We start from the raw sequence: 24,440 nt of genomic DNA, 5'->3' as shown, positions 1-24,440 counted from the left end.
CGCGCCGATGACCGCGGGCCCGGGTGCCAGGTGGGCCCGGGTGCCTCCGTCCGTGCGTGCGCCCATTGGGGGCGCACGCGTGTGGGGGTGATCGGTCGGTCGGGGGCTTGCCCGGCGGGGGTGGGGGGTCACCGCCCCTTGAAGTGTGGTGGGCGTTTCTCCAGGAATGCCGTCATGCCCTCCTTCTGGTCTTCGGTGGCGAACAGGGCGTGGAACACGCGGCGTTCGTAGCGGATGCCGTCGCGGAGGCCGGTTTCCAGGGCGCGGTCGACGCAGTCGCGGGCCGCGGTGACGGCTGCCCGGCCGTGGGAGGCGATGATGGTGGCCGCCGCGAGGGCCTCGGGCAGGACGCGGTCGTCGGGGACGACCCGGGACACCAGGCCGCAGCTCTCCGCCTCGCGGGCGTCCATCGTGCGGCCGGTGAGGACGAGGTCCATGGCCTTGGCACGGCCCACCAGCCGGGTCAGGCGCTGGGTGCCGCCGATGCCGGGGATGACACCGAGCTTGATCTCCGGCTGGCCGAACCGCGCCGACTCCCCCGCGATCACCAGGTCGCACATCATCGCCAGCTCGCACCCACCGCCCAGGGCGAGGCCGCCCACGGCCGCGATCTTCGGCGTGCGGAGGTCGGCGAAGTGCTCCCAGGCGCCGAAGTAGTCCTCCGCCGTCATCTCCACGGCCGTCTTCCCGGCCATCTCCCTGATGTCGGCGCCCGCCGCGAACGCCCGCTCCGATCCGGTGACGACGACGCAGCCGATCTCGTGGTCGTCGTCCAACGGCCGTAACACGTCGAGGAGTTCGGTCAGCAACTCGCTGTTGAGGGCGTTCAGTACGTGCGGGCGGTGCAGGCGGACGGTCAGCACACGACCGTCCCGTTCGAGTTTGAGGTTGTGGTTGAGGCTGTCGTTCATGGACTTCCCCTTCCGGGTTTACTGCGGGGGCTACGAGTCCCAGATCGCGCCGTACGCCGGAATCCCGCGCCGCTCCAGCCCGTGCACCACCTGCCAGGTCAGCTTCTTGTTGGAGATGCAGATCACCGCCTCGGCCCCGAAGTCCCGGTACGCGGCGTACGCCAGCCGCACCATGTCGGGTTTGCCGTGCCGGGAGGTGTCCCAGACGACCGCGTGCGGCTGGACGGCGAGGATCTCGTCGACGAGCGCGTCGCCGTAGGTCGTGCGGGGGTCGCGGGTCGCCCAGACCAGCCGGGAGGGGACCTCGGCGGCCAGGAGGTGCGGCAGACAGGGGCCGATGCCGCTGCCGGTGGCCACGTACACCACCTTCCGGAAGAGGGTCTCGATGTTGGCGACCCCGGCCGTGGTGATCCCCTTCACCCACACCCGCGACGGCAGGTCGTCGATGAAGGAGCCGGTCCAGTCGCCCGCGCGGGAGACGGTGAGCCGGAAGCCGGGCTCGCCGGGAGACGGCACGTTGGCGAAGGAGTGCCACTCCCGCAGCGGGCTGCGACTGACCGCGGTCGAGGAGCCCGCGAAAGGGGTCTCGCCGTAGTCGAAGTGCGCCAGCACGACGTGCCGGGAGGGCTTTTCGAGGCGTACGTCGACCTTGCGCAGCCGCAGCCAGGGCAGCGCCACGCTGAAGGTGACCACGGCGAGCACCGCCACCGGCACCGGACCCGCCCCGGACAGCAGGGTGTGCGTCCAGAAGAGCGCCAGCGCGGTCCAGCCGCCGAAGCGGTGGATCCTCTCGAAGTGGTCGTGGTGGCGGGAGCGGAAGGGAGGCAGGGCGGTGGCGACGATCACCGCGAGCAGCGCCACCAGGGCCCAGCTCGTCGCCACCAGCGGGACCTCGGCGCCATCCGCCGTCAGCAGCACCGTCAGTGCCACGAGCCAGCCCGCACCCGCCAGCGCCCCGCCCACGTGCAGCCCGCCGAAGTGGTAGACCTTCCCCAGCGTCCAGCGCACCCGCAGCGGCCAGCTCACCGGCGGCCGGGTCGCCAGCCGGAAGAGCAGGTTGATGACGTACTGCTGGCGGACGAGGACGGCGAGGGCGAGGTTCGCGAGGACCGCGTGGCTCAGCGTGCCGGGCGAAAGGGGCCACCGGGCCCAGAGGAACAGGGCGTTGGCCAGGATGACCAGCCCTGCCAGCCGGTTGTAGTGCATCAGGCGGGGGTGCTTGAGCAGTCGGCGGGGAGCCGGGGCGAGCGGGGGCAGGTCGGTCGTCGGCTCGTCGGCGGCGCGGGGGAGCGACGTGGTCACCGCAGCACCGCCGTCCGCTGCTCGGCCACCCGGAGCAGCGCCTGTCTGTCCACCTTGCCGCGGTCGGTCTCCGGGAGGGAGGCCAGGGGGACCACGTCGGCGGGGACGCAGTAGTAGGGCAGGGCGTCGGCGACCGCGCGGCGGGCGGTGCCGGGATCGACGCCGGCCGGGCAGACGAAGGAGACCAGGGTGCGGGCGTCGCGTTTCAGGGTGACCGCGCGGGAGCAGCCCGGGACGGACTCCAGGACCGAGGAGACCGAGTCGAGTTCGACCCGGAAGCCGCGGACCTTGACCTGGTCGTCGGTGCGGCCGAGGTGTTCGAGTTCGCCGTCGGGGGTCCAGCGGCCCAGGTCGCGGGTGCGGAACATGCGGTGGCCGGGGCCGAGGAAGGGGTCGGGGGCGTATCGCTCGGCGTTGAGCGCGTCGTTGCCGAGGTAGCCGGCGGAGACGCAGGCGCCGCCCGCCCACATCTCGCCACTCTCGCCGATGGGCAGCGGGCGCCGGTCGGCGTCCAGGACGTACACCGTGTTGTTGGGGGTCGGACGGCCGATGGTGAGAAGACCGGCGGCCGGGTCGTGGCGGCGCACGGTGTTGACGATGGTCACCTCGGTGGGGCCGCAGCAGTTGTGGAACGCGGCCCGGCGCGCCCACAGGTCGGCGAGCGGACGCGGGCAGGGCTCCCCGGCGACGGCCACGGTGCGCACCCGGGGGCAGGCGTCGGGGTCGATGCCGGACAGCACGGTCGGGGTGGCGATCAGCACGTCGGCGGTGCGGGCGGCGGCGGTGATGTCCTTGCCGCGGATGACGAGGGTGCCGCCGCGGGTGAGGCAGCCGAGAATCTCCCAGGCGGCCATGTCGAAGGCGATGTTCAGCAGCTGGGCGACCCGGTCTCCGGGGCGGATACCGAGGCCGCCGGGTTCGGTGAGGAGGAGGTTGGCGACGTTGCGGTGGGTGACCCGCACGCCGTTGGGGTGGCCGGTGGTGCCGGAGGTGAACAGGACGTAGCAGCCGTCGTCGGGGGCGGGGTCCGGGCGTACGGCGGGTCCGGGCTCGTACGGCTGCGGCTCGTCCAGGGTGATCAGCCGGTGCCCGGCGGGCAGCGGGACCCGGGAGGCGTGTTTCTCCTGGGTGAGGACCACCCGGGTGCCGGCGGCCCGGATGACGTGCGTGAGCTGGGCCGGGGGTGCGAGACCGATGTCCTGGGGGACGTAGGCGGCGCTGGCCTTCAGGGTGGCGAGCAGGCCGACGACCATCGGGATGGAGCGGCGGACGAAGAGGCCGACATGGTCGCCGGGGCGTACGCCCTCGCGCACGAGACGGGTCGCGAGGGCCTCGGCGTACCGGTCGAGCTCGCCGTAGGTGATCGTCGCGCCCTGGTGTTCGACGGCCACGGCGCGCGGGGTGGCGGCGGCCCGCCGTTCGACGGCGCGATGGACGAGCGGGTCGGGCACGGGGACGGTGGGGCCGCGGCCGTACTGCCAGAAGAGGTGCTGGTCGCGGGGGGAGAGGTGACGCAGAGGCATGGCTCGGGAGACCTCCTGGCTGTTTCGAGTGACGGATGCCGGGTCCGGGGCGGTGGCAGGCGGGCCCGGGTCTGGCCGATGTGTCGAACGCCGTGCGGGGTCTTGCGCGGGGATGACTGTAGTCCTCGCGCTTGAACACTCAACCATGCGTCTCAGGCCAAGTACGGTACGGAACGAGCCACATGTGCCGGCCTCCGTCGCAGCGGCAACTTCCGTACCTCCGGCGGCGACCTGGGGGCGGGCGGTCGCGTACCTCACGGCGGCCGGGCGGCGGCCGGGAGGTCACCGTCCCGGCCGTGTAACAGGGAGCCGTCACGGCACGTAACACGGGCGACGCACTGTGGACGGTATGGAAACCACCTCGACGCCCACTCACTGCCCGTACTGCGCCCTGCAGTGCGGGATGAACGTGTCGCCCTCGCCGGGAGGGGGCGTCGAGGTGACCGAGCGCGCGGACTTCCCGGTGAACCGGGGAGCGCTGTGCGGCAAGGGGCGGACGGCCCCGGAGCTGCTGTCCTCCGCGGTGCGGCTGACCTCGCCTTTGGTGCGGTCCGGCGGTGAGCTGGTACCCGCCTCCTGGGAGGAGGCGCTGGACCGGATCGCCGCGGGTCTGTCCTCGGCGCGTGACGCGTACGGTCCCGACGCGTGCGGGGTGTTCGGCGGGGGCGGGCTGACGAACGAGAAGGCGTACTCGCTGGGCAAGTTCGCGCGGGTGGTGCTGGGCACCTCGCAGATCGACTACAACGGCCGTTTCTGCATGTCGTCGGCCGCGGCGGCGGGGACCAAGGCGTTCGGGCTGGACCGGGGGCTGCCCTTTCCGCTGGAGGACATCCCGAGGACGGGCTGTGTGATCCTGGTCGGCTCCAACCTCGCGGAGACCATGCCGCCGTCGCTGCGCTTCTTCAGCGAGCTCCGCGACAACGGCGGCACGCTGATCGTCGTCGACCCGCGCCGCACGAAGACCGCCGAGCAGGCCGACCTGCACCTCGCGCCCCGGCCCGGAACCGATCTCGCGCTGGCGCTGGGGCTGCTGCACCTGGTGGTGGCCGAGGGCCGCACCGACGAGGAGTACATCCGGGAGCGCACGGCCGGCTGGGAGGAGGCGCGGGCCGCGGCGATGGCGCACTGGCCGGAGCATGTGGAGCGGATCACGGGGGTGTCCGTTCCCGAACTCCGTCAGGCGGTAAGGATGTTCTGCGAGCCGGAGGCCGCGATGGTGCTCACCGCGCGCGGCCCCGAGCAGCAGTCCAAGGGCACCGACACGGTGGGCGCCTGGATCAACCTGTGCCTGGCCACCGGCCGCGCGGGCCGCCCGCTGTCCGGGTACGGCTGTCTGACCGGGCAGGGCAACGGGCAGGGCGGGCGCGAACACGGCCAGAAGGCCGACCAGTTGCCCGGCTACCGCAAGCTGACCGACCCGGCCGCGCGACGGCACGTGGCCGAGGTGTGGGGCGTGGACCCCGACTCGCTGCCGGGGCCCGGGCGCAGCGCGTACGAGTTGCTGGACGCGCTGGGTACGGACATCAAGGCCCTGCTGCTGATGGGCTCCAACCCGGTGGTGTCCGCGCCGCGCGCCGCGCATGTGGAGGAGCGGCTGCGGTCGCTGGACTTCCTCGCGGTGGCGGACGTCGTCCTGTCGGAGACGGCGGAGCTCGCGGACGTCGTCCTCCCGGTCACCCAGTGGGCCGAGGAGACCGGCACCACGACCAGCCTGGAGGGCCGTGTGCTGCTGCGGCGCCAGGCCGTCACCCCGCCCGACGGGATCCGCAGCGACCTGGACGTGCTGCACGGACTCGCCGCCCGGCTGGGCGTGGAGAAGGGCTTCCCGACCGACCCCGAGGAGGTCTTCGAGGAACTCCGCCGCGCGAGCGCGGGCGGGCCCGCGGACTACTCCGGGATCACCTACCGGCGGCTGGCGGAGGAGAACGGGGTGTTCTGGCCGTGCCCGGAGGTGACGGAGGCCGGGGCGGCACCGGTGGACGGGACCGGCGCCCCGGCCTACGCGGCCGGTGAGGGCGAAGACGGCTCACTGGACGCGTGGACGGGCGCACCCCAGGCGGCCGGTGAGGGCGAGGACGCGTCGCTGGACGCCTCCGCACCCGCCCACCGGACCGGCGAGGGCGCGGCCCTCCACGCCGTCGCGTCGGGCGGTCCGGCCCGCGACGACGGCACGGTGACCGTCCACCCCGGCACCCCGCGCCTGTTCCTCGACCGGTTCGCCACCGAGGACGGCCGTGCCCGGTTCGTCGCCGTGACGCACCGGGGGCTGGCCGAGGAGCCGGACGAGGAGTACCCGCTGCTGCTGACGACCGGCCGGGTGGTGTCCCAGTACCAGTCGGGCGCCCAGACGCGGCGCGTGCCCGAGCTGAACGCCGCCGCCCCCGGTCCGTTCGTGGAGCTGCACCCCCGGCTGGCGGCGCGGCTCGGGACGGCCGAGGGCGACCCGGTGGCCGTGGTCTCGCGGCGGGGCCGCGCGGTGGCGCCGGCCCGCATCACCGCGGGCATCCGTCCCGACACCGTCTTCATGCCCTTCCACTGGCCCGGTGAGGGCCGCGCCAACACCCTCACCAACCCCGCCCTCGACCCGACCTCGCGGATGCCGGAGTTCAAGGCGTGCGCGGTGCGGGTGGAGGCGGTGCGGCGGTAGCGGCGCGGGCGCCCTCGCCCGTTCGGTGCCGGGGTGCGGCGAGCCAGTCCCCGCCCTCGATCCGTGTCCCCCGCCTCCGCAGCCGTGCCGCGACGGAGGGCGCGGCGACGTACACCCACGCGTGCGCCACCGTCCCGTCGGCCTCGCGGACCACCGGCTTCGCCACCCGCTCGTACAGGTTCCGGGCGTCCCCGGGCGCGTACTCCTCCAGCCGGTCCAGCGCGACCAGCAGTTCCCCGTACTCCTCCGGCAGCGGGGTCACCAGTTCCCCGCGCACCACTCCCCCCGATTCCTCCACGGCGTAGGGGTATCCGGGTCCGTCGTACAGCACCGCGTCCGCGAGCCGGGCCGGCTCCTCGGACCGGGTCCGTCCGCGCAGGAACACGTCATGGTTGCCGGCGCCGGGGCGCAACGTGCCGTAGACGAAGAACGGGAGGGTCACAGAAACGATTCTTTACCCCCTCCGACTCCCCCACACTTCTCCGCGTGAGCGCTATGGACATGACATGTCATGCCCTCTTAAATCTCAGTCGACATCAGCGCGCCACCCCCACGCCTTCCGGGCGCCTCCCCTAGGAGACCGATGAGTCGGACACGGCACAACCGGGCATCCCGTCTCGCCACGGCCGGCATCGCCGCCACCACCGCCACGCTGCTGGCCGCAGCGCTCTCCCCCGCCGCGCACGCCGACGGCAGACCGACCCGGGCCACCGCGATCGAGAACGCGGCGTCGGCGCTCGTGGCCCACGCCACCGGCCTGGGACTCACCTCCGCGCAGGACACCGCGGTCCGGGACGTGATCGTGGACAAGGACGGCACCCAGCACGTCCGCTACGACCGCACCTACCGGCAACTGCCCGTCCTGGGCGGTGACTTCGTGGTCCACCTGACCCCGAACGGCACGTACCGCAGCGCCGACCGCGCGACCAGGAGCGCGATATCCCTCTCCTCCGTCACCCCGAAGGTGTCCGCCCCCAGGGCCGCCGACCTCGCGGTGAACGCGCTGCGCGCCGCCAACCTCGGCGAGCGCCTGAAGCAGGTGAAGGCCAGGCCCGAACTGGTCGTCGACGCCCTGCACGGCACGCCGAGACTGGCCTGGCGCACCAACGCCGTCGGCAAGGACTCGCTCGGCAACCCGGTCGCGCGCACGGTGCTGACGGACGCCCGCACGGGCGCGCAGATCGACGCCTGGGACAGCATCGAGACCGCGACCGGCGACGGCAAGTCCCTCTACGGCGGCACGGTGCCGCTGGAGACCACGCAGTCCGGTTCGGCGTACCAGCTGAAGGACCCCACCCGCGGCAACACCTACACCGGCGACGCCGAGAACAAGACCGACCTGTGCATCTTCGGCATCTGCTTCAGCCGCGCCCCCGCGACGCTGTTCACGGACGCCGACAACCACTGGGGCACGGGCGCGACCGCCGACCGGTCCTCGGCGGCCGTGGACGCCCAGTACGGCACCGACGAGACCTGGGACTACTACAAGAACGTCCACGGCCGCAGCGGCATCGCGGGCGACGGCAAGGGCTCGTACAACCGCGTCCACTACGGCAACAGCTACAACAACGCCTTCTGGGACGACAGCTGCTTCTGCATGACCTACGGCGACGGTGACGGGACGACCTTCGGCCCGCTGGTGGCGCTGGACGTGGCGGGCCACGAGATGACGCACGGCGTCACCTCCAAGACGGCCGCGCTGACCTACTCGGGCGAGTCCGGCGGCCTGAACGAGGCCACCTCCGACATCCTCGGCACGCTGGTGGAGTGGTACGCGAACAACCCCTCCGACCAGGGCGACTACCTGATCGGCGAGAGGATCGTCCGCTCCGGCTTCGGCAAGGCGGCGCTCCGCTTCATGGACAAGCCCTCCAAGGACGGCAGTTCGGCCGACTCCTGGAGCAGCTCGGTGGGCAACCTGGACGTCCACTACTCCTCCGGCGTCGCCAACCACTTCGCGTATCTGCTGGCGGAGGGCAGCGGGGCGAAGACCATCAACGGGGTCAGCTACAACTCCCCGACGTCCAACGGCTCGACCGTCACCGGCATCGGCCGGGACAAGCTCGGCAAGATCTGGTACCGGGCGCTGACGGTCTACATGACGTCCTCGACGAAGTACGCGGGCGCGCGGACGGCGACCCTGAACGCGGCGAAGGACCTGTACGGCGCGGGCAGTACGGAGTACAACGCGGTGGCGGCGGCCTGGAGTGCCGTCAACGTGAACTGACCCGGCGCCCCGCACGCCGGAAGACGCCGGACACGCCGGAAGGCCGGCGCCCTCTCGGGGGCGCCGGCCCTTCGTCGTTCGCGTCCTGGGGTGCGGCCGGGTCAGGCGACCAGCTCCGGCTCCTGCTCCTGCTCCGGGACCTCGGCCGGCTGCTTCGGCTCCGGGTCCCGCATCACCAGGGTGGCCAGGACCGCGGCGGCCAGGACACCGATCGCGCTGAGGGTGAGGGTGGTCGACATCGAGGAGGTGAAGGCCTCCCTGGCCGCGTGCACCAGGGCCGCGTCACCGTGGGCCGCCGCAAGTGCGCCGGCGATGGACTGCCTGGCCTCCTCGGGGACGTTCGCGGGCATCTCGTCGGCGAAGCCGCTGGAGAGCAGGGAGCCGAGGATCGCGATGCCGAGGGCGGTGCCGGCCTGCTGGATGGTGTCGTTCAGGGCCGAGCCGACGCCCGCCTTGTCCGCCGGGATGGTCGCCATCAGCGCGCCGACCGCGGCCGGCATCGCCAGGCCCGCGCCGAGACCGAGGAGGCCGAGGGCGATCGCCGGGACGGTGAAGCCGGAGTCGGCGTCGACCGTGGCCAGCAGGGCGAAGCAGGCGGCCATCACCAGCATGCCGGAGAGGATCACGAACCGGTTGCCGATCTTCGCCGCGAGCTTGACGCCGCCCGCGTTGCCGATGATCGCCGTGACCGCCAGCGGCAGGAAGGCCATCCCGGCCTTGACCGGGGAGTAGCCGAGGACGAACTGCAGGTACTGGGTGAGGACCAGCAGCAGACCGCCGTTGCCGATCTGGAGCAGGGCCAGGGAGAGCGAACCGCCGTTGAAGTTGCGGTGCTTGAAGAGGACCAGGGGGACCATCGGGGCGGCGGTCGCGTTCTCCCAGACGACGAAGCCCGTGAGGGCGACGACCGCGACCGCCAGGATGAGCAGGGAGCGGCCCGCGAAGGCGCCGTGCTGCGGGATCTCGATGATCCACCAGACCAGGGCGGTCATTCCGGCGGCGGACAGCACCGCGCCCAGCGGGTCGGCCTTCTGCCAGGGCGCCTTGGACTCCGGCATGAGGGTCGTTCCGGCGACCAGGGCCAGCGCGACGACCGGCACGTTGAGCAGGAAGATCGAGTGCCAGGAGAAGTGGTCGATCAGGACACCGCCGAGGACCGGGCTGCCGACCAGGCCGACCATCGACACCGAACCCCACGCCGCCATCGCCCTGCCGCGCTCCTCCTCGTCGAAGACGGTGATGAGGATCGACAGGGTGGAGGGCATGATCAGCGCTCCGCCGACGCCCATCGCGACGCGTACGGCGATCAGTTCGCCGGGAGTGGCGCAGAAGGCCGCGCCCAGTGAGGCGGCTCCGAAGAGCAGGAGCCCGATCAGCATGACCTTCCGGCGGCCGAAGCGGTCACCGAGGCTGCCGGAGGTCAGCAGCAGGCCGGCGAAGACCAGGATGTAGGAATCCAGGATCCACTGGGTGTCCTGGGCGCTCGCGCCGAGGTCCTCGGTCATCGAGGGCACCGCGACGGTCAGGGCCATGCTGTCGATCACCAGGACCAGCGTGCTCAGGCACAGCACGACGAGGATCCACCACCGACGGGGGTCGCGGGTCGCGCCCTGGGTTTCCCTCTGGGTGTCCATCTGCGTTCCTTCCGGCTTGCGCACACTGTTCCCGACTTGCGAACACCGTTCCGGCGTCGTGCGAACACTGTACGCATGTCGGTACAGTGTGCGCAACCCTCGATCGCTGTACGCTGACAGCGCACGATGTACGCCCCAGGCCGCGACAGGGGCGTCACGAGAGCCGCAGAGGAGCGTCATGGCCGCCAGGAAGACGACCGACCCGCAGCCGATCCCGTCCGTCTGGGCCCGGCAGCGGCGCGAGCCCGACCAGCCCGGCCTGACCCGGGAGGCGATCGTCCGGGAGGCGATCGCCATGCTGGACGCCGAGGGCGTCGAGGCGCTCAGCATGCGCAAGCTCGGCGCCCGCCTGAACGCCGGCGCGACCTCCCTCTACCGGCACGTGGCCACCAAGGACGAGCTGATGGAGCTCGCCGTGGACGAGGTCGCCGCCGAGACCCGCGTGCCGCCCGCCGACAGCCCCGACTGGCGGGCCGCCGTCAGCGAGGCCGCGCACTCCTTCCGGGCCACGGCCCTCAGGCACCCCTGGCTGTCCTCGGTCATCGGCCAGGCGGGTCTGACCTATCTCGGCCCCAACCTCATCTCCTACTTCGAGCGGCTCGCCGCGCTGTTCACCGCGGCCGGCTTCCCCGAACCGAGGGGCGCGATCGACGCGGTGCTGGCCTACACGCTCGGCATGAGCACCACGGAGGCCGCCTGGCTCACCACGGTCGCCCGCTCCGGCCGGAGCGAGGCCGAGTTCATCGCCCGGACACTGCCCGCCGTCCAGCAGGCCGCGGCAGGACACCAGCACCTCACCGACGCCTATGGCGAGGCCGCCGCCGCGGCCGAGGACCCCGCCGGGACCCGCGACGCCAAGTTCGCCTACGGCCTGGACGTCGTCCTGGACGGACTGGCGCTGCGACTGCCGCGGTAGGGCCGACGGGCCTCAGCGGGCTTCACCCGAGCCACCCGGCCGTTCGGGTGCTCTTCACCGGGACCCCTCGCGCGCCCATGACCTGCCGGAACACCCCCCGGGTGAGCCGGGCGGGGGCCGCGGGAGACACCCGTTCATCCCATCCCTGACGCAACGTCAGCAAGCGCGCGCGGTCAGGTGCCACTTACCTCGGAAGAGCACGTGAAGGCATCGCACGAGCTCGAGGGAGCACCATGCGCCGCACCGCCCGTCTGCTGACCGGTACCGCGCTCGCCGTCGCCACCGCCGGTCCGGCCGCCGCGCCCGCGTACGCGGTGAACGGCAGCGGCCTGGACGTGTACCCGTCCAGCGTGGCCCCCGGCGCCACCGTCTCGGTGAACACGGCGGCGTGCGGGGGCCGGGGCACGGCGGCCGGTGACGCCTCGGCGGTGGGCGCCGGCACCTTCACGCTGGCGCCCAGTACGCACGAGGGCGAGGCCATCGGGCAGTTCCGAGTGCCGCCGAGCGCGCAGCCGGGGACGTACGAGATCGTCGCGGACTGCGCCGAGGGCGGCAAGCGGGTGACGGGCGACCTGGTGGTGACGCTGGACCTGGCGCGCGACCAGGTGCAGCCGCGAGGAAGCGTGAAGACGGGGGTCGGCGGCGCACTCGGCCCCGACCCCGTGCACACCGCGGCGGGCGTGGCGGCTCTGGCCGTCGCCGCCGCGGGCGGTACCTGGCTCCTGCATCGCCGGGCGAGAGGCGACGGGATCTGACGGACACCCTCCGCTGTCCGTCCGCCGGTACCGCAACCCCGCCCCCTCCGGGTCCGACGCCCCTCGCGGCCCGGAGGGGAACGGGGTCCAGCTCCGGGAAGGGATTCGCATGCGCAGGATCGGGGACACCGCCATAGCCGCGGTCACCGTGGTCGCCCTGGGCTCCGGGGTGTGGCTGCTGGGGAGCGGCTCCGGGACGCACGCCCCGCCCCAGCCGTCCGCCGCCGAGGGCCGCCCGGAGCCGGGCGAGGAGCGGCTCGCCTCCCCCGCCCTGCCGCCCTCGCCGCCCACCCGCATCCGCATCCCCGCGATCCGCGTGAACGCCCCGCTGATGGGCCTGGGCCTGACGAGCTCGGGCAGCCTGGACGTCCCGCCCGCCGGCAACCGGAACCTCGCCGGCTGGTACGAGGCCGGCACCACCCCCGGCGAGCGGGGCACCGCGATCGTCGCCGGCCACGTCGACAACACCGAGGGCCCCGCCGTCTTCTACGACCTCGGCGCCCTCAGGCGCGGCGCCGCCATCGAGGTGGACCGGCAGGACGGCGGCGTGGCCGTGTTCACCGTGGACGCGGTGGAGGTGTACTCGGCGCGGAACTTCCCCGACGACAAGGTGTACGGCGCGGCGAAGCGCCCCGAGCTCCGGGTGATCACCTGCGGCGGGGGCTACTCGAAGACCACCGGGTACCAGGGGAACGTGGTCGTCTTCGCGCATCTGACGGGGAGCCGCTGACGGCGTCGCCCTCACACCTGCCCCCCACCCCCGCTGAGGGCAGCGTTCCTCGCGGGAAACAGATGCGATGCGGACGGGTAACGTCGGGCCCGCACGCTCAAGGACATGACCTCGAATACGCGTGTGGTGGTGATCGGCGCCGGCCTCGCGGGCGTGCGGCTCGCCCGGCGGCTCGGTGAGCTCGGTACGCCCGCGCTGGTCGTCGGCGAGGAGGAGCACCGCCCGTACAACCGGGTGCTGCTCGCCGAGGTGCTGGCCGGCCGTTACGCCCCGGAGGTGATCGCGCTCCCGGCACCCGAGGGGATCGTGCGCACCCGGGTCACCGGCATCGACCGGGCGGAACGGCGGCTGCGCTGCGCGGACGGCTCGGTGATCGCATACGACACGCTGGTCCTGGCCACCGGCTCCAACCCCGTACTCCCGCCGCTGCGCGGCCTGTTCACCGCCGACCACGAACTGCCCGAGGGCGTCCACGCGTTCCGCACCATGGACGACTGCCTGGGTCTCGCCAAGGCGGTCCGGCCGGGCGTGCGGGCGGTCGTCATCGGCGGCGGGCTGCTCGGGGTGTCCGCCGCCCGGGCGCTCGCGATGCGCGGCGCACAGGTCGTCCTCGCCCAGCAGTCCGAGCGGCTGATGGAGCGCCAGCTCGACCCGAGCGCCTCCAAGCTCGTCCGGCGCCATCTGAAGGACCTCGGTGTCGAGGTGCACACCGAGTGCCGGGTGCGGGACGTGCGCTCGGTCGGCGGCGCGGTCCGTTCGGTGGAGATGGCCGACGGCTACGCCCTCGACGCCGACCTCGTGGTCCTGGCCTGCGGGGTGCATCCGCGCACCGGTCTCGCCCAGGACGCGGGACTGGCCGTCCACAAGGGCGTCATCGTCGACGACGAACTGCGCACCTCCGACCCGCACATCCACGCCATCGGCGACTGCGCCCAGCACGCCGGCACGGTGTACGGCCTGGCCACCCCGGCCCTCGAACAGGCCGAGGCGCTCGCCGAACTGCTCGCCGGGCGCCCGGGCGCCCGCTACACCGGCACCCGCTCCCTGACCCGGCTCACCCTGACCGGGCAGGACTCCCCCTTCGACCTCGCCGCGTTCGGGGAGACCGAGCCGCGCCCCGGCGACGACGTCGTGCAGCTCGCCGACGCCACCCGCGGCACCTACCGCAAGGTCGTCGTCCGCGACGACCGCCTGGTCGGCGGGGTCCTCGTCGGCGAACTCGGCACCGTCGGCGCGCTGGCACGCGCCTGGGAGGGAGCAGAGCCGCTCCCCACGGACGGCGGCCCCCTGCTCCACCTGCTCACCAACGATGGAGGCTCCTGATGTCCACCGGCACCCCCACTATCGTGCTCGTCGGCCATGGCATGGTCGGCCAGCGCTTCCTCGAAGCGCTCGCCGAGCGCGGCCTGACCGCCACGCACCGCGTGGTCGTGCTGTGCGAGGAGCCACGTCCGGCGTACGACCGCGTGCAGCTCACCTCGTACTTCTCGGGGAAGACGCCCGAGGAACTCTCCATGACCGACATGGAGTTCATCAAGGACCACGGCATCGAGCTGTACGTGGGCGACCCGGCTCAGGCGATCGACCGGGAGACGAAGAAGGTCACGGCCAGGTCCGGCCAGGTCTTCGAGTACGACACCCTCGTCCTCGCCACCGGCTCGTACCCCTTCGTACCGCCGGTCCCGAACAAGGACGCCGAGGGCTGTTTCGTCTACCGCACGATCGAGGACCTCCTCGCGATCGAGGAGTACGCGAAGACGAGGGCGACGACCGGCGCGGTGGTCGGCGGCGGTCTGCTGGGCCTCGAGGCCGCGGGCGCGCTGAAGGGCCTCGGACTCACCAGCCACATCGTGGAGTTCGCGCCCCGTCTGATGCCGGTGCAGGTCGACGAGGGCGGTGGCGCCGCGCTGCTGCGCACCATCGAGGACATGGGCCTGACCGTGCACACCGGTGTGGGCACGCAGGAGATCGTCGTCGGCGAGGACGGCGCGGTCACCGGCATGAAGCTGTCCGACGGCTCCGAACTCGCCACCGACCTGGTGGTGTTCTCCGCCGGTGTCCGCCCCCGCGACCAGCTGGCCCGTGACTGCGGGCTGACGGTCGGCGAGCGCGGCGGCATCACGGTCGACGAGCAGTGCCGCACGGTCGCCGACCCGCACGTGTTCGCGATCGGCGAGTGCGCGCTGGCGGCGGACGGGCGGGTGTACGGCCTGGTCGCCCCCGGGTACGAGCAGGCCGCGACGGCCGCGGCGACCATCGCCGCGGACGAGGCCTCCTTCACCGGCGCCGACCTCTCCACCAAGCTGAAGCTCCTCGGCGTGGACGTGGCCTCCTTCGGTGACGCGCACGGCACCACCGAGGACTGCCTGGACGTCGTCTACTCCGACTCCCGCGCGGGCCTGTACAAGAAGCTGGTCATCGGCCGCGACGGCACGCTGCTCGGCGGTGTCCTGGTCGGCGACGCGGACGCGTACGGCACCCTGCGCGCCCTGACCGGCTCCATCCCGCCGGTCGCGCCGGAGTCGCTCGTGCTGCCCGCCGGCGCCGGGGAGTCCGTCCAGCTCGGCCCGTCCGCGCTGCCGGACGAGGCGATCATCTGCTCCTGCCACAACGTCAGCAAGGGCACGATCCGGGGCGCGGTCACCGAGCACCAGTGCACCACCGTGCCCGAGGTGAAGAAGTGCACCAAGGCCGGTACCGGCTGCGGCTCCTGCGTCAAGGTGCTGGGCCAGCTGGTCACCGCCGAGCTGGAGGCGAGCGGCGTCGAGGTCGACAAGGGCCTGTGCGGCTGCTTCGGGCAGACCCGTGAGGAGCTGTACGAGATCGTCCTCGCCCTGCGCGTCACCTCGTACCAGGAGCTGCTGGACCGGTACGGCCGCGACGGCGCCCGGGGCGGCGACGGCTGCGAGGTGTGCAAGCCGGCGGTGGCGTCGATCATCGCCTCCCTCGCCCCGACGATCGGCGCGAGCGGCTACGTCCTGGACGGTGAGCAGGCGGCCTTGCAGGACAGCAACGACCACTTCCTCGCCAACCTGCAGAAGAACGGCTCGTACTCGGTCGTGCCGCGCATCCCCGGCGGCGAGATCGCCCCGGAGAAGCTGATCGTGATCGGTGAGATCGCCCGCGACTTCGGCCTCTACACGAAGATCACCGGCGGCCAGCGGATCGACATGTTCGGCGCCCGCGTCGAACAGCTCCCGCTGATCTGGGCCCGGCTGGTGGACGCGGGCTTCGAGTCCGGGCACGCCTACGGCAAGTCGCTGCGCACGGTGAAGTCCTGCGTGGGCCAGACCTGGTGCCGCTACGGCGTCCAGGACTCCGTCCGGATGGCGATCGACCTGGAGCTGCGCTACCGGGGGCTGCGCTCCCCGCACAAGCTCAAGTCCGCCGTCTCCGGATGCGCCCGCGAGTGCGCGGAGGCCCAGTCGAAGGACTTCGGCGTGATCGCCACCTCCAACGGCTGGAACCTGTACGTCGGCGGCAACGGCGGCGCGACCCCGCGCCACGCCGATCTGCTCGCGCAGGACCTGAGCGACGCCGAACTGATCCGCCTGATCGACCGGTTCCTGATGTTCTACATCCGCACCGCCGACCGTCTGGAGCGCACCTCCACCTGGCTGGAGCGGATCCCGGGCGGCCTGGACCACGTACGGGACGTGGTGGTGGACGACTCGCTCGGCATCTGCGAGGAGCTGGAGGCGCTGATGGCGGCGCACGTCGGCAACTACCGCGACGAGTGGGCCGAGACCATCAACGACCCCGAGAAGCTGGCCCGGTTCGTGTCCTTCGTCAACGCGCCGGACACCCCCGACCCGGTCGTCGGCTTCGTCCCCGAGCGCGACCAGATGAAGCCCGACCTGCCGCTGCTGTCCATCGGCATGCGCCCCACCGCCGACGTTCTGGAAGGAAGCGCCCAGCGATGACCCTGGCACCCGAGACCACCGACCTGAAGGTCCAGCTCCTGCTGGAGGGAGACTGGTTCACGGTCTGCGACCTCAGCTCACTGACCCCGGGCCGCGGTGTGGCCGCGCTGCTGCCGGACGGCCGCCAGGTCGCCCTGTTCCGCGACCGGAACGGCAGCCTGTACGGCATCGACAACCGCGATCCGTTCGTCGGCGCGGCGGTCCTCTCCCGCGGCCTGACCGGCACCCACCAGGGCCGCCCGTTCGTCGCCTCGCCGCTGCTGAAGCAGCGGTTCGACCTGGAGAGCGGGGTGTGTCTGGACGACGAGTCGGTGCGGATCGCTGCCTACGAGGTGCGGGCTTCGTAGCAGCCGTTCTTGACTGATCGTTTCAGAAAAGTCTAGGCTGCGCCACGTGGCCAGGACCAAGGAGTTCGACCCCGAAGCCGCGCTGCAGTCAGCCCTGGAGCTGTTCTGGCAGCGCGGCTACGAGGCTACGTCGATGTCCGATCTGGTGGAGCACCTCGGCATCGGCCGGGCCAGCGTCTACGCGACCTTCGGCAGCAAGCACGAGCTGTATCTGAAGGCGCTGGACCGCTACCAGCGGCAGCGGCTCCCGGAGCTGCTGCGCGAGCTGTCCCAGCCGGGGCCCGTACTGCCCGCCGTCCGCGCGGTCGTCCACCGCGTCGCGGCCGAGGCGGGCGCCGAGGAACTGCGCCGGTGCGGCTGCTTCGTCACCAACACGGCCGCCGAGCTCACCCCGCGGGACCCCGCCGTCACGCGGCTGGTCGAGCACAACTGGGACCACATGGAGACCGTGCTGCACTCGGCACTGGTCCGCGCCCAGGCCCAGGGCGAGCTGCCCGCGGGCCGCGATCCGCTCGCCCTGTCCCGCATGCTGCTGGTGCTGATGCAGGGGCTGCGGGTCGTCGGCAAGGCCTCCGCGGACCCGGCCCGCGTCCGGGACGCGGCGGAGCAGGCCCTGGCACTGCTCGACTGAGACGCCCCTCCGGTGAGGGGCGTTTTCTTCTCACCTCATACTGAACCGATCAGTCAAAAAAGACCGTGCAAACAGTCCGTCAGGGCAGCAGGTCAAGAAAAGGGGAGATCATGACCGCCACCCGATTCACCGGCAGGACCGCCCTCGTCACCGGCGCCGGCTCCGGCATCGGCCGTGCCGTCGCCCTCGCGTTCGCCGCCGAGGGAGCGCGGGTCGTCGTGGCCGGACGGCGGCGCGAGCCGCTCGACGAGACCGTCCGGCTGATCGAGGACCGCGGCGGCAAGGCGCTCGCCGTGACCGCCGACGTCTCCCGCGCCGAGGACGCCGAGGCACTGGTCCGGGCGGCCGTGGACCACTTCGGCTCGCTCGACGTCGCCGTCAACAACGCGGGCGTCTTCCGGGGCGGGCAGCCCCTGGCCGACCTCCCCGAGGCCGACTGGCGGGCGCAGTTGGACATCAACGTCACCGGCGTGTTCCTGGCCCTCCGGGCCGAGATCCGCCGGATGCGGACCCAGCCGACCGGCGGCGCGATCGTCAACGTCTCCTCCACCTTCGGGCTGCACACGAGCCCCGCCGGAGCCGCCGCCTACTCCGCCACCAAGGCCGCCGTGACCGCGCTCAGCCGCGCCGCCGCCCGGGACCACATCCGGGACGGCGTCCGCATCAACGTGGTCAGCCCCGGCGCCACCGCCACGCCCATGTCGCTGCGCCCCGGCGAGAGTGAGGCGGAGCGGACCGAGCGCGCGAAGGCCATGCTCCCGCTCGGCCGGATCTCCGCCACCGAGGAGGTGGCCGCCGCCGTCCAGTACCTGGCCTCCGACGACGCGGCCTCCACCGTCGGCACCGACCTGGTGGTGGACGGCGGCGGCTCCCTGTAGGCCGTGCGACCCGGAGGTTTTGGGGCGGGTCAGGTCATCGGCCGACTGGCATGATGGCGCCCATGACCGCACTCCGAAAGGCCGATGCCGCGTAACCGGCCCGGCGCCCTGCGCGCCGCCCGACCGCTCCCCCGGCCCCCGTGTCCTGGGCGAGCCGCGTCCCGTACCCGTCCCCGGCCTGTCCGCCCGCACCAGCCTGGCGATCCACCTGGTGGAGCGTCTGCCGGGCTGCGCCTTCGACGACGTACGGCACGCCCGTGACGTCCTGGCGGCGGTCCTGCCGCGTCTGCCTCCCCGCGCACGGGCCGAACTGTGGCGCGAGGTGCGGTCGCTGGACCGCCGCTACCTCCGCCATACCCTGCCCGACCCGCTCGCCGGGCGCGGCCGGGCGGACCCGGTCCCGTGGTGGCACCGGCGGCTCGCGGACGGCACGCAGGGGTGGTGAGCCGGAGCCCCGGCGCTCACGCCTTCAGCGCGTCGTACGACACCCCCGTCAGCCGCTCGGAGTCCTCCCAGAGCCGCTCCCCCATCGCGTCGTTGAGCGTCCAGGGCGCCCGCCAGGACGGCGCCGGGGCGCCCCGCCACATCGCGAAGGACGGGCCGAAGAACGCGTCGGAGCGTACGCCGGGGGCGGTCGCCGCGTACAGGAGGGGCAGGGCGCCCGTCTCGGCGGACTGGGCGATGACGCGGTTGCCGAGCTCCACGAGCCGTTCGGCCGTCCGGCGCCCCTCGGCCCGGACGCCGGCGGTCTGGAGGTTGGTGGCCGCGTAACCGGGGTGGGCCGCGGTCGCGACGACATCCGCCCCGGTGGCCGCCAGCCGGCGCGTCAGCTCGTGCGTGAAGAGCAGGTTGGCGGTCTTGGAACGGGCGTAGGAGATCCAACGGCGGTAGCGGCGTTCACCGCGCAGGTCGGCGGGGTCGATGTTGGCCAGCGTGTGCACCATGCTGGACACGGTCACGATCCGGGCGCCGGGTGTGGCGAGCAGCGCGGGCAGCAGCAGCCCGGTGAGGGCGAAGTGGCCCAGGTGGTTGACGCCGAACTGGGTCTCGAAACCGTCGGCCGTGGTCCCGTACGGGAGCGCCATCACCCCGGCGTTGTTGACGAGCAGGTCGATCCGGTCGTACCGCAGCCCGCCCGCGAACTCCCGCACGGACGCCAGATCCCCGAGGTCCAGCCGCGCGAACTCCGCCTTGCCCTCCGGCACTTCGGCGACTAGCCGGTCCGCGGCCGCACTCCCCCGCGCCTCGCTCCGGCACGCCAGCACCACCCGGGCCCCCTTGCGTGCCAGCTCCCGCGCGGTGACGTACCCGAGCCCGCTGTTGGCACCGGTGACGACGGCGACGCGGCCGGTCTGGTCGGGGATGTCAGTAGCGTTCCAGCCGGACATGGCCGGGCTCCCTCCGCATCGAGCACTCCTGCCCCAAGCCTAGGCGGCTCACCGGAGCGCTCGCCGGAGGTTCGCCCCGGCGCGGGACACGCCGGAGGGGCGGCACCCCCGCACAAGGGTGCCGCCCCTCCTCTCTGGTGCGCCGGAGCCGCCGCCGATCGGTGAGGGTCGGGTGACAGACGACGGCTCCGGGGCCTCAAGCGGTCAGCGGTGGTCGCTGCCCGCCGACTGGGTGGCCGCGCGGCCGGCCTCGAGGCGGGCGACCGGGATGCGGAACGGGGAGCAGGAGACGTAGTCGAGTCCGGCCTCGTGGAAGAAGTGGACCGACTCCGGGTCGCCGCCGTGCTCACCGCAGACGCCGAGCTTGAGGTCGGGGCGGGTCTCGCGGCCCGCCTTGGCCGCCGCCTTCACCAGGGAGCCGACGCCGTCCTTGTCGATCGTCTCGAAGGGGCTGACGCCGAAGATGCCCTTCTCCAGGTAGGCCGTGAAGAAGGAGGCCTCCACGTCGTCCCGGCTGAAGCCCCACACCGTCTGGGTGAGGTCGTTGGTGCCGAAGGAGAAGAACTCCGCCGCCTCCGCGATCTGACCGGCGGTCAGCGCGGCGCGCGGCAGCTCGATCATCGTGCCGATGGCCAGCTTCAGGCGGACGCCCGTGGCGGCCTCGACCTCGGCGACGACCTGGTCGGCCTCGTCGCGGACGATCTCCAGCTCCTGGACGGTGCCGACGAGCGGGATCATGATCTCGGCGCGCGGGTCGCCCTTGGCGTTCTTGCGCTCGGCCGCGGCCTCGGCGATGGCCCGGACCTGCATGGTGAACAGACCCGGGATGACCAGGCCGAGGCGTACGCCTCGAAGGCCGAGCATCGGGTTCTGCTCGTGCAGGCGGTGCACCGCCTGGAGCAGGCGCAGCTCGTTCTCGTGCGGCTCCTGACGGGACTCCGCCAGCGCCACGCGCACCGACAGCTCGGTGATGTCGGGCAGGAACTCGTGCAGCGGCGGGTCGAGGAGGCGGATGGTGACCGGCAGGCCGTCCATCGCCTCGAAGAGCTCCACGAAGTCCTTCTTCTGGAGCGGGAGGAGCTGCTTGAGGGACTCCTCGCGCTCGGTCTCCGTGTCGGCGAGGATCAGGCGCTCGACCAGCTCGCGGCGGTCGCCGAGGAACATGTGCTCCGTGCGGCACAGGCCGATGCCCTGGGCGCCGAAGCGACGGGCGCGCAGCGCGTCTTCCGCGTTGTCCGCGTTGGCGCGCACGCGCAGGCGGCGCTTGCGGTCGGCGAACGCCATGATCCGGTGCACGGCCTCGACCAGTTCGTCGGCGTCGTCGGCACCGGCGTGCATCCGGCCCTCGAAGTACTCCACGACCGGGGAGGGGACCACCGGGACCTCGCCCAGGTACACCTTGCCCGAGGAACCGTCGATGGAGATGACGTCGCCCTCCTCGACGACGTGCCCGCCCGGGACCGTCATCCGGCGCCGCTTGGTGTCGACCTCCAGCTCCTCGGCGCCGCAGACACAGGTCTTGCCCATGCCGCGCGCGACGACGGCCGCGTGGGAGGTCTTGCCGCCGCGGGAGGTGAGGATGCCCTCGGCCGCGATCATGCCGTCCAGGTCGTCGGGGTTGGTCTCCCGGCGGACCAGGATGACCTTCTCGCCGGAGCGGGACCACTTGACGGCGGTGTAGGAGTCGAAGACCGCCTTGCCGACCGCCGCGCCCGGCGAGGCCGCGATGCCCCGGCCGACCTGCTCGGTCTTGGCGTGCTCGTCGAAGCGGGGGAACATCAGCTGGGCGAGCTGGGCGCCGTTGACGCGCTGGAGCGCCTCGGTCTCGTCGATCAGGCCCTGGTCCACGAGCTGGGTGGCGATGCGGAAGGCGGCACCGGCGGTGCGCTTGCCGACGCGGGTCTGGAGCATCCACAGCTGGCCGCGCTCGATGGTGAACTCGATGTCGCAGAGATCCTTGTAGTGGTTCTCCAGGGTCTCCATGATCTGCATGAGCTGGTCGTACGACTTCTTGTCGATGTTCTCCAGCTCGGCGAGGGGGACGGTGTTGCGGATGCCCGCGACGACGTCCTCGCCCTGCGCGTTCTGGAGGTAGTCGCCGTAGACGCCCTGGTGGCCGGAGGCGGGGTCGCGGGTGAAGGCGACACCGGTGCCGGAGTCGGGGCCGAGGTTGCCGAAGACCATGGAGCAGACGTTGACGGCCGTGCCCAGGTCGTGCGGGATGCGCTCCTGGCGGCGGTAGAGCTTGGCGCGGTCGCCGTTCCAGGAGTCGAAGACCGCCTTGATGGCGAGGTCCATCTGCTCGCGCGGGTCCTGCGGGAAGTCCCGGCCGGCCTCGGTCTTGACGATCTTCTTGAACTTGGTGACCAGCTTCTTCAGGTCGGCCGCTTCGAGGTCCGTGTCGACGGTGACCTTCTTGGCCGCCTTGGCCGCCTCCAGGGCCTCCTCGAAGAGCTCGCCGTCGACGCCGAGGACGGTCTTGCCGAACATCTGGATGAGGCGGCGGTAGGAGTCCCAGGCGAAGCGCTCGTCGCCGGCCTGCTTGGCCAGGCCCTGCACCGACTTGTCGGAGAGGCCGATGTTGAGGACGGTGTCCATCATGCCGGGCATGGAGAACTTGGCGCCGGAGCGGACGGAGACGAGGAGGGGGTTGTCGGCCTGGCCGAGCTTCTTGCCCATCTTCTGCTCGAGGGCCTCGAGGTGCGCACTCACCTCGTCACGCAGTGCCGCCGGCTCCTCGCCGCTGTCGAGGTAGACCTTGCAGGCCTCGGTGGTGATCGTGAATCCCGGAGGGACGGGAAGGCCCAGGTTGGTCATCTCGGCGAGGTTGGCGCCCTTGCCGCCGAGAAGGTCCTTGAGCTCCTTGTTGCCCTCGGTGAAGTCGTAAACAAACTTCGCTACGTGGGGTGCTTTGTTTTCCGACACGGGTCTCGACTCCTTGAGGCCGCGGTGGCTGCCCTGACGGCGAGGAACATACCCAGATCGAAGGTGCCTGGGTACGTCCACTTGCGCGTCATGCGCCTGTAACCACTCGTCCGCCAGCGGATCGAAAGTCAAAGCTTGGCAAGCGGGGACAGGCTTATGTTTTCACTTCTTGAACGCACAAGCCTCCCTGGAGGGGGTTTTCCGCTCAGATGAGCGGCTACTCTGCACGTCTGATTTCGATCGATGAACGATCAAGGGGTGGCACCGAGTGCCACCCCTTGGAGAAGTGCAGTCGCCCAAGATCCGCTCATCTGAGCGCAACCCTTATCAAGGGTGGCGAGAATCACGCTGCCACAGAGCCGCCGGTTTCACCATGCGGACCCCCGCTCAGGACGGAAACACGCTCGTCATACGCCCAGCGCCGCGAGCCGCTCCTCCACCCGTTCCGGCGCGTAGAGGTACTCCACGACCAGCGCCCCGGCCCCCACCAGCCCGGCCCGCTCCCCCAGCCGCGAGGTCACCACGTCCAGATGAGCGGTGGAGCGCGGCAGCGCCCGCTGGTACAGCAGCTCCCGCACTCCGGTGAGGAAGGGTGTTCCGGCCAGATCTCCGGCGATCATCAGCACGCCGGGGTTGAGCAGCGTCACGACGGTCGCCAGCACGTCCCCGACCCGGCGCCCGGCCTCGCGGGCGAGCGCCGCCGCCTCCGGATGCCCGGCCGCCAGCAGGTCCCGTACGTCCGAGCCGCTGGCCGCCGGCACGCCCGCCGCGGCGAGCCGCCGGGCCACGGCACCGCCGCTGGCGAGGGCGGCCAGACAGCCGTACGAGCCGCACCGGCACAGCGCCTCGGCGCCCTCCGGCACCCGGATGTGCCCGATGTCCCCGGCGCCGCCGTCGATGCCCCGGTAGATCGAGCCGTCGACCACGACGCCGGCGCCGATCCCCGTGGAGACCTTGACCAGCACGAACGCCGAGCAGTCCGGATGTCCGGTGCGCTGTTCGCCGTACGCCATGAGGTTGGCGTCGTTGTCGACGAGCACGGGGACGGAGGGGGCGCCGGTGTGCTCGGTGAGGGCGCGGGCCAGGCGGCCCCGTATGTCGTAGCCGTCCCAGCCGGGCATGATCGGCGGCTGGACGACCCGGCCGGTCTCCCTGTCCACCGGGCCGGGCACGGCGAGGCCGATGCCGCAGACCTCGTGCGCCCGGTGCCCCGCCTTCTCCAGCAGCTCGCCGAACCACCGGCCGAGCTCGCCGAGGACGGCGTCCGGGCCGTCCTCGATGGCGAGACCGCCGGAGTGCTCGGCGAGCATCTCGCCGGTCAGCGTGAGGACGGCCGCGCGGGCGTGTCTCGTGTCGAGGTCGGCGGCGAGGACGACTGCGTGGGCGTCGTCGAACTCCAGCGTGATGGAGGGGCGCCCGCCCAGCGGGGAGTCGACCGGGCCGCCGGCGCCCTCGCGCAGCCAGCCGGCGCGGAAGAGGCGGTCGAGCCGCTGGCCGACGGTGGCCCGGGACAGGCCGGTGGCCTGCTGGAGGGCACCACGCGTGGTGGCCCGCCCGCTGCGCACCAGTTCGAGCAGATCGCCGGCGCTCGCCTGACTCCGACCGCTCATGCACACCCCCTTGTGTTTCTCAAGTTTGCATTACATATTGAGTTTTGCGTGTTAAATAGACGTAACCCTACGGTAGCCATGGTCGAACCCATT

Annotated in this window: 19 protein-coding genes; 11 read left to right on the top strand and 8 right to left on the bottom strand. The window is 72.3% G+C overall.

Annotated elements, in window-relative coordinates; translation table 11 throughout:
- Nucleotides 1-128: 128 nt before the first annotated feature.
- The 3 genes from ACZ7L0_RS14110 to ACZ7L0_RS14100 are packed head-to-tail and all read right to left on the bottom strand — an operon-like array spanning nt 129 to nt 3,736.
- Nucleotides 129-911, bottom strand: a complete 783-nt coding sequence (locus ACZ7L0_RS14110; protein ID WP_471242710.1) for an enoyl-CoA hydratase-related protein — start codon at nt 909-911, stop codon at nt 129-131.
- 30 nt (nt 912-941) lie between these two features.
- Nucleotides 942-2,213: a ferredoxin reductase domain-containing protein gene (locus tag ACZ7L0_RS14105; protein WP_471242709.1), complete on the bottom strand. Its 1,272-nt coding sequence runs from the start codon at nt 2,211-2,213 to the stop codon at nt 942-944.
- A complete protein-coding gene (locus ACZ7L0_RS14100) occupies nt 2,210-3,736 on the bottom strand; it encodes an amino acid adenylation domain-containing protein (protein WP_471242708.1) in 1,527 nt (508 codons plus the stop codon). Before ACZ7L0_RS14100 ends, ACZ7L0_RS14105 begins: the two co-directional genes overlap by 4 nt.
- Nucleotides 3,737-4,085: 349 nt before the next feature.
- Here ACZ7L0_RS14100 and ACZ7L0_RS14095 point away from each other — a divergent pair, with 349 nt between their 5' ends.
- A complete protein-coding gene (locus tag ACZ7L0_RS14095) occupies nt 4,086-6,383 on the top strand; it encodes a molybdopterin oxidoreductase family protein (protein ID WP_471242707.1) in 2,298 nt (765 codons plus the stop codon).
- Here ACZ7L0_RS14095 and ACZ7L0_RS14090 read toward each other — a convergent pair.
- Nucleotides 6,343-6,825: a gamma-glutamylcyclotransferase family protein gene (locus ACZ7L0_RS14090; protein ID WP_471242706.1), complete on the bottom strand. Its 483-nt coding sequence runs from the start codon at nt 6,823-6,825 to the stop codon at nt 6,343-6,345. The genes ACZ7L0_RS14095 and ACZ7L0_RS14090 overlap by 41 nt on opposite strands.
- Nucleotides 6,826-6,966: 141 nt before the next feature.
- Between ACZ7L0_RS14090 and ACZ7L0_RS14085 the strand changes: the two genes are divergently transcribed.
- The gene (locus ACZ7L0_RS14085; RefSeq protein WP_471242705.1) at nt 6,967-8,610 is read left to right on the top strand and encodes a M4 family metallopeptidase; all 1,644 of its coding nucleotides are present in this window, start codon (nt 6,967-6,969) and stop codon (nt 8,608-8,610) included.
- A 101-nt stretch (nt 8,611-8,711) separates the two neighbouring features.
- Here ACZ7L0_RS14085 and ACZ7L0_RS14080 read toward each other — a convergent pair whose 3' ends face one another.
- Nucleotides 8,712-10,244: an MFS transporter gene (locus ACZ7L0_RS14080; protein WP_471242704.1), complete on the bottom strand. Its 1,533-nt coding sequence runs from the start codon at nt 10,242-10,244 to the stop codon at nt 8,712-8,714.
- 178 nt (nt 10,245-10,422) lie between these two features.
- Here ACZ7L0_RS14080 and ACZ7L0_RS14075 point away from each other — a divergent pair, with 178 nt between their 5' ends.
- From ACZ7L0_RS14075 to ACZ7L0_RS14035, 9 genes are all read left to right on the top strand, one after another.
- Complete coding sequence (locus ACZ7L0_RS14075) at nt 10,423-11,160, top strand: TetR/AcrR family transcriptional regulator (protein WP_471242703.1); 738 nt, start codon at nt 10,423-10,425, stop codon at nt 11,158-11,160.
- A gap of 233 nt (nt 11,161-11,393) precedes the next feature.
- Nucleotides 11,394-11,915 (top strand): hypothetical protein, encoded by a 522-nt coding sequence (locus ACZ7L0_RS14070; protein WP_471242702.1) that lies wholly within the window; start codon nt 11,394-11,396, stop codon nt 11,913-11,915.
- A gap of 109 nt (nt 11,916-12,024) precedes the next feature.
- Complete coding sequence (locus tag ACZ7L0_RS14065; protein WP_471242701.1) at nt 12,025-12,645, top strand: class F sortase; 621 nt, start codon at nt 12,025-12,027, stop codon at nt 12,643-12,645.
- Between the two features lie 105 nt (nt 12,646-12,750).
- Nucleotides 12,751-13,968, top strand: a complete 1,218-nt coding sequence (locus ACZ7L0_RS14060) for an NAD(P)/FAD-dependent oxidoreductase (RefSeq protein ID WP_471242700.1) — start codon at nt 12,751-12,753, stop codon at nt 13,966-13,968.
- Nucleotides 13,968-16,568: a nitrite reductase large subunit NirB gene (nirB, locus tag ACZ7L0_RS14055; protein ID WP_471242699.1), complete on the top strand. Its 2,601-nt coding sequence runs from the start codon at nt 13,968-13,970 to the stop codon at nt 16,566-16,568. Before ACZ7L0_RS14060 ends, nirB begins: the two co-directional genes overlap by 1 nt.
- Entirely contained in the window at nt 16,565-16,915 is a 351-nt protein-coding gene (nirD, locus tag ACZ7L0_RS14050) for a nitrite reductase small subunit NirD (protein ID WP_471242698.1), read from the top strand. The genes nirB and nirD overlap by 4 nt, the downstream gene beginning before the upstream one ends.
- 46 nt (nt 16,916-16,961) lie before the next feature.
- On the top strand, nt 16,962-17,546 hold the full coding sequence (locus tag ACZ7L0_RS14045) for a TetR/AcrR family transcriptional regulator (protein ID WP_471242697.1): 585 nt from the start codon (nt 16,962-16,964) through the stop codon (nt 17,544-17,546).
- 110 nt (nt 17,547-17,656) lie between these two features.
- A complete protein-coding gene (locus tag ACZ7L0_RS14040; protein ID WP_471242696.1) occupies nt 17,657-18,424 on the top strand; it encodes an SDR family NAD(P)-dependent oxidoreductase in 768 nt (255 codons plus the stop codon).
- Nucleotides 18,425-18,635: 211 nt separating this feature from the next.
- Nucleotides 18,636-18,869, top strand: a complete 234-nt coding sequence (locus ACZ7L0_RS14035) for a hypothetical protein (RefSeq protein WP_471242695.1) — start codon at nt 18,636-18,638, stop codon at nt 18,867-18,869.
- A 16-nt stretch (nt 18,870-18,885) separates the two neighbouring features.
- Here the strand turns inward: ACZ7L0_RS14035 and ACZ7L0_RS14030 are convergent, their stop codons facing one another.
- The 3 genes from ACZ7L0_RS14030 to ACZ7L0_RS14020 form a co-directional block, all read right to left on the bottom strand.
- Nucleotides 18,886-19,812 carry an oxidoreductase gene (locus tag ACZ7L0_RS14030; RefSeq protein ID WP_471242694.1) on the bottom strand — a complete coding sequence of 309 codons (927 nt, stop codon included), beginning with the start codon at nt 19,810-19,812 and terminating at the stop codon, nt 18,886-18,888.
- Between the two features lie 204 nt (nt 19,813-20,016).
- Nucleotides 20,017-22,737, bottom strand: a complete 2,721-nt coding sequence (gene ppdK / locus ACZ7L0_RS14025) for a pyruvate, phosphate dikinase (RefSeq protein ID WP_471242693.1) — start codon at nt 22,735-22,737, stop codon at nt 20,017-20,019.
- 407 nt (nt 22,738-23,144) lie between these two features.
- Entirely contained in the window at nt 23,145-24,347 is a 1,203-nt protein-coding gene (locus ACZ7L0_RS14020; protein WP_471242692.1) for an ROK family protein, read from the bottom strand.
- Between the last annotated feature and the right edge of the window lie 93 nt (nt 24,348-24,440).

It is taken from the genome of Streptomyces sp. NPDC039424 (assembly GCF_055639495.1).
The sequence above is the reverse complement of the archived record's forward strand: the minus strand, read 5'-3'. Positions and strand labels throughout refer to the sequence as shown.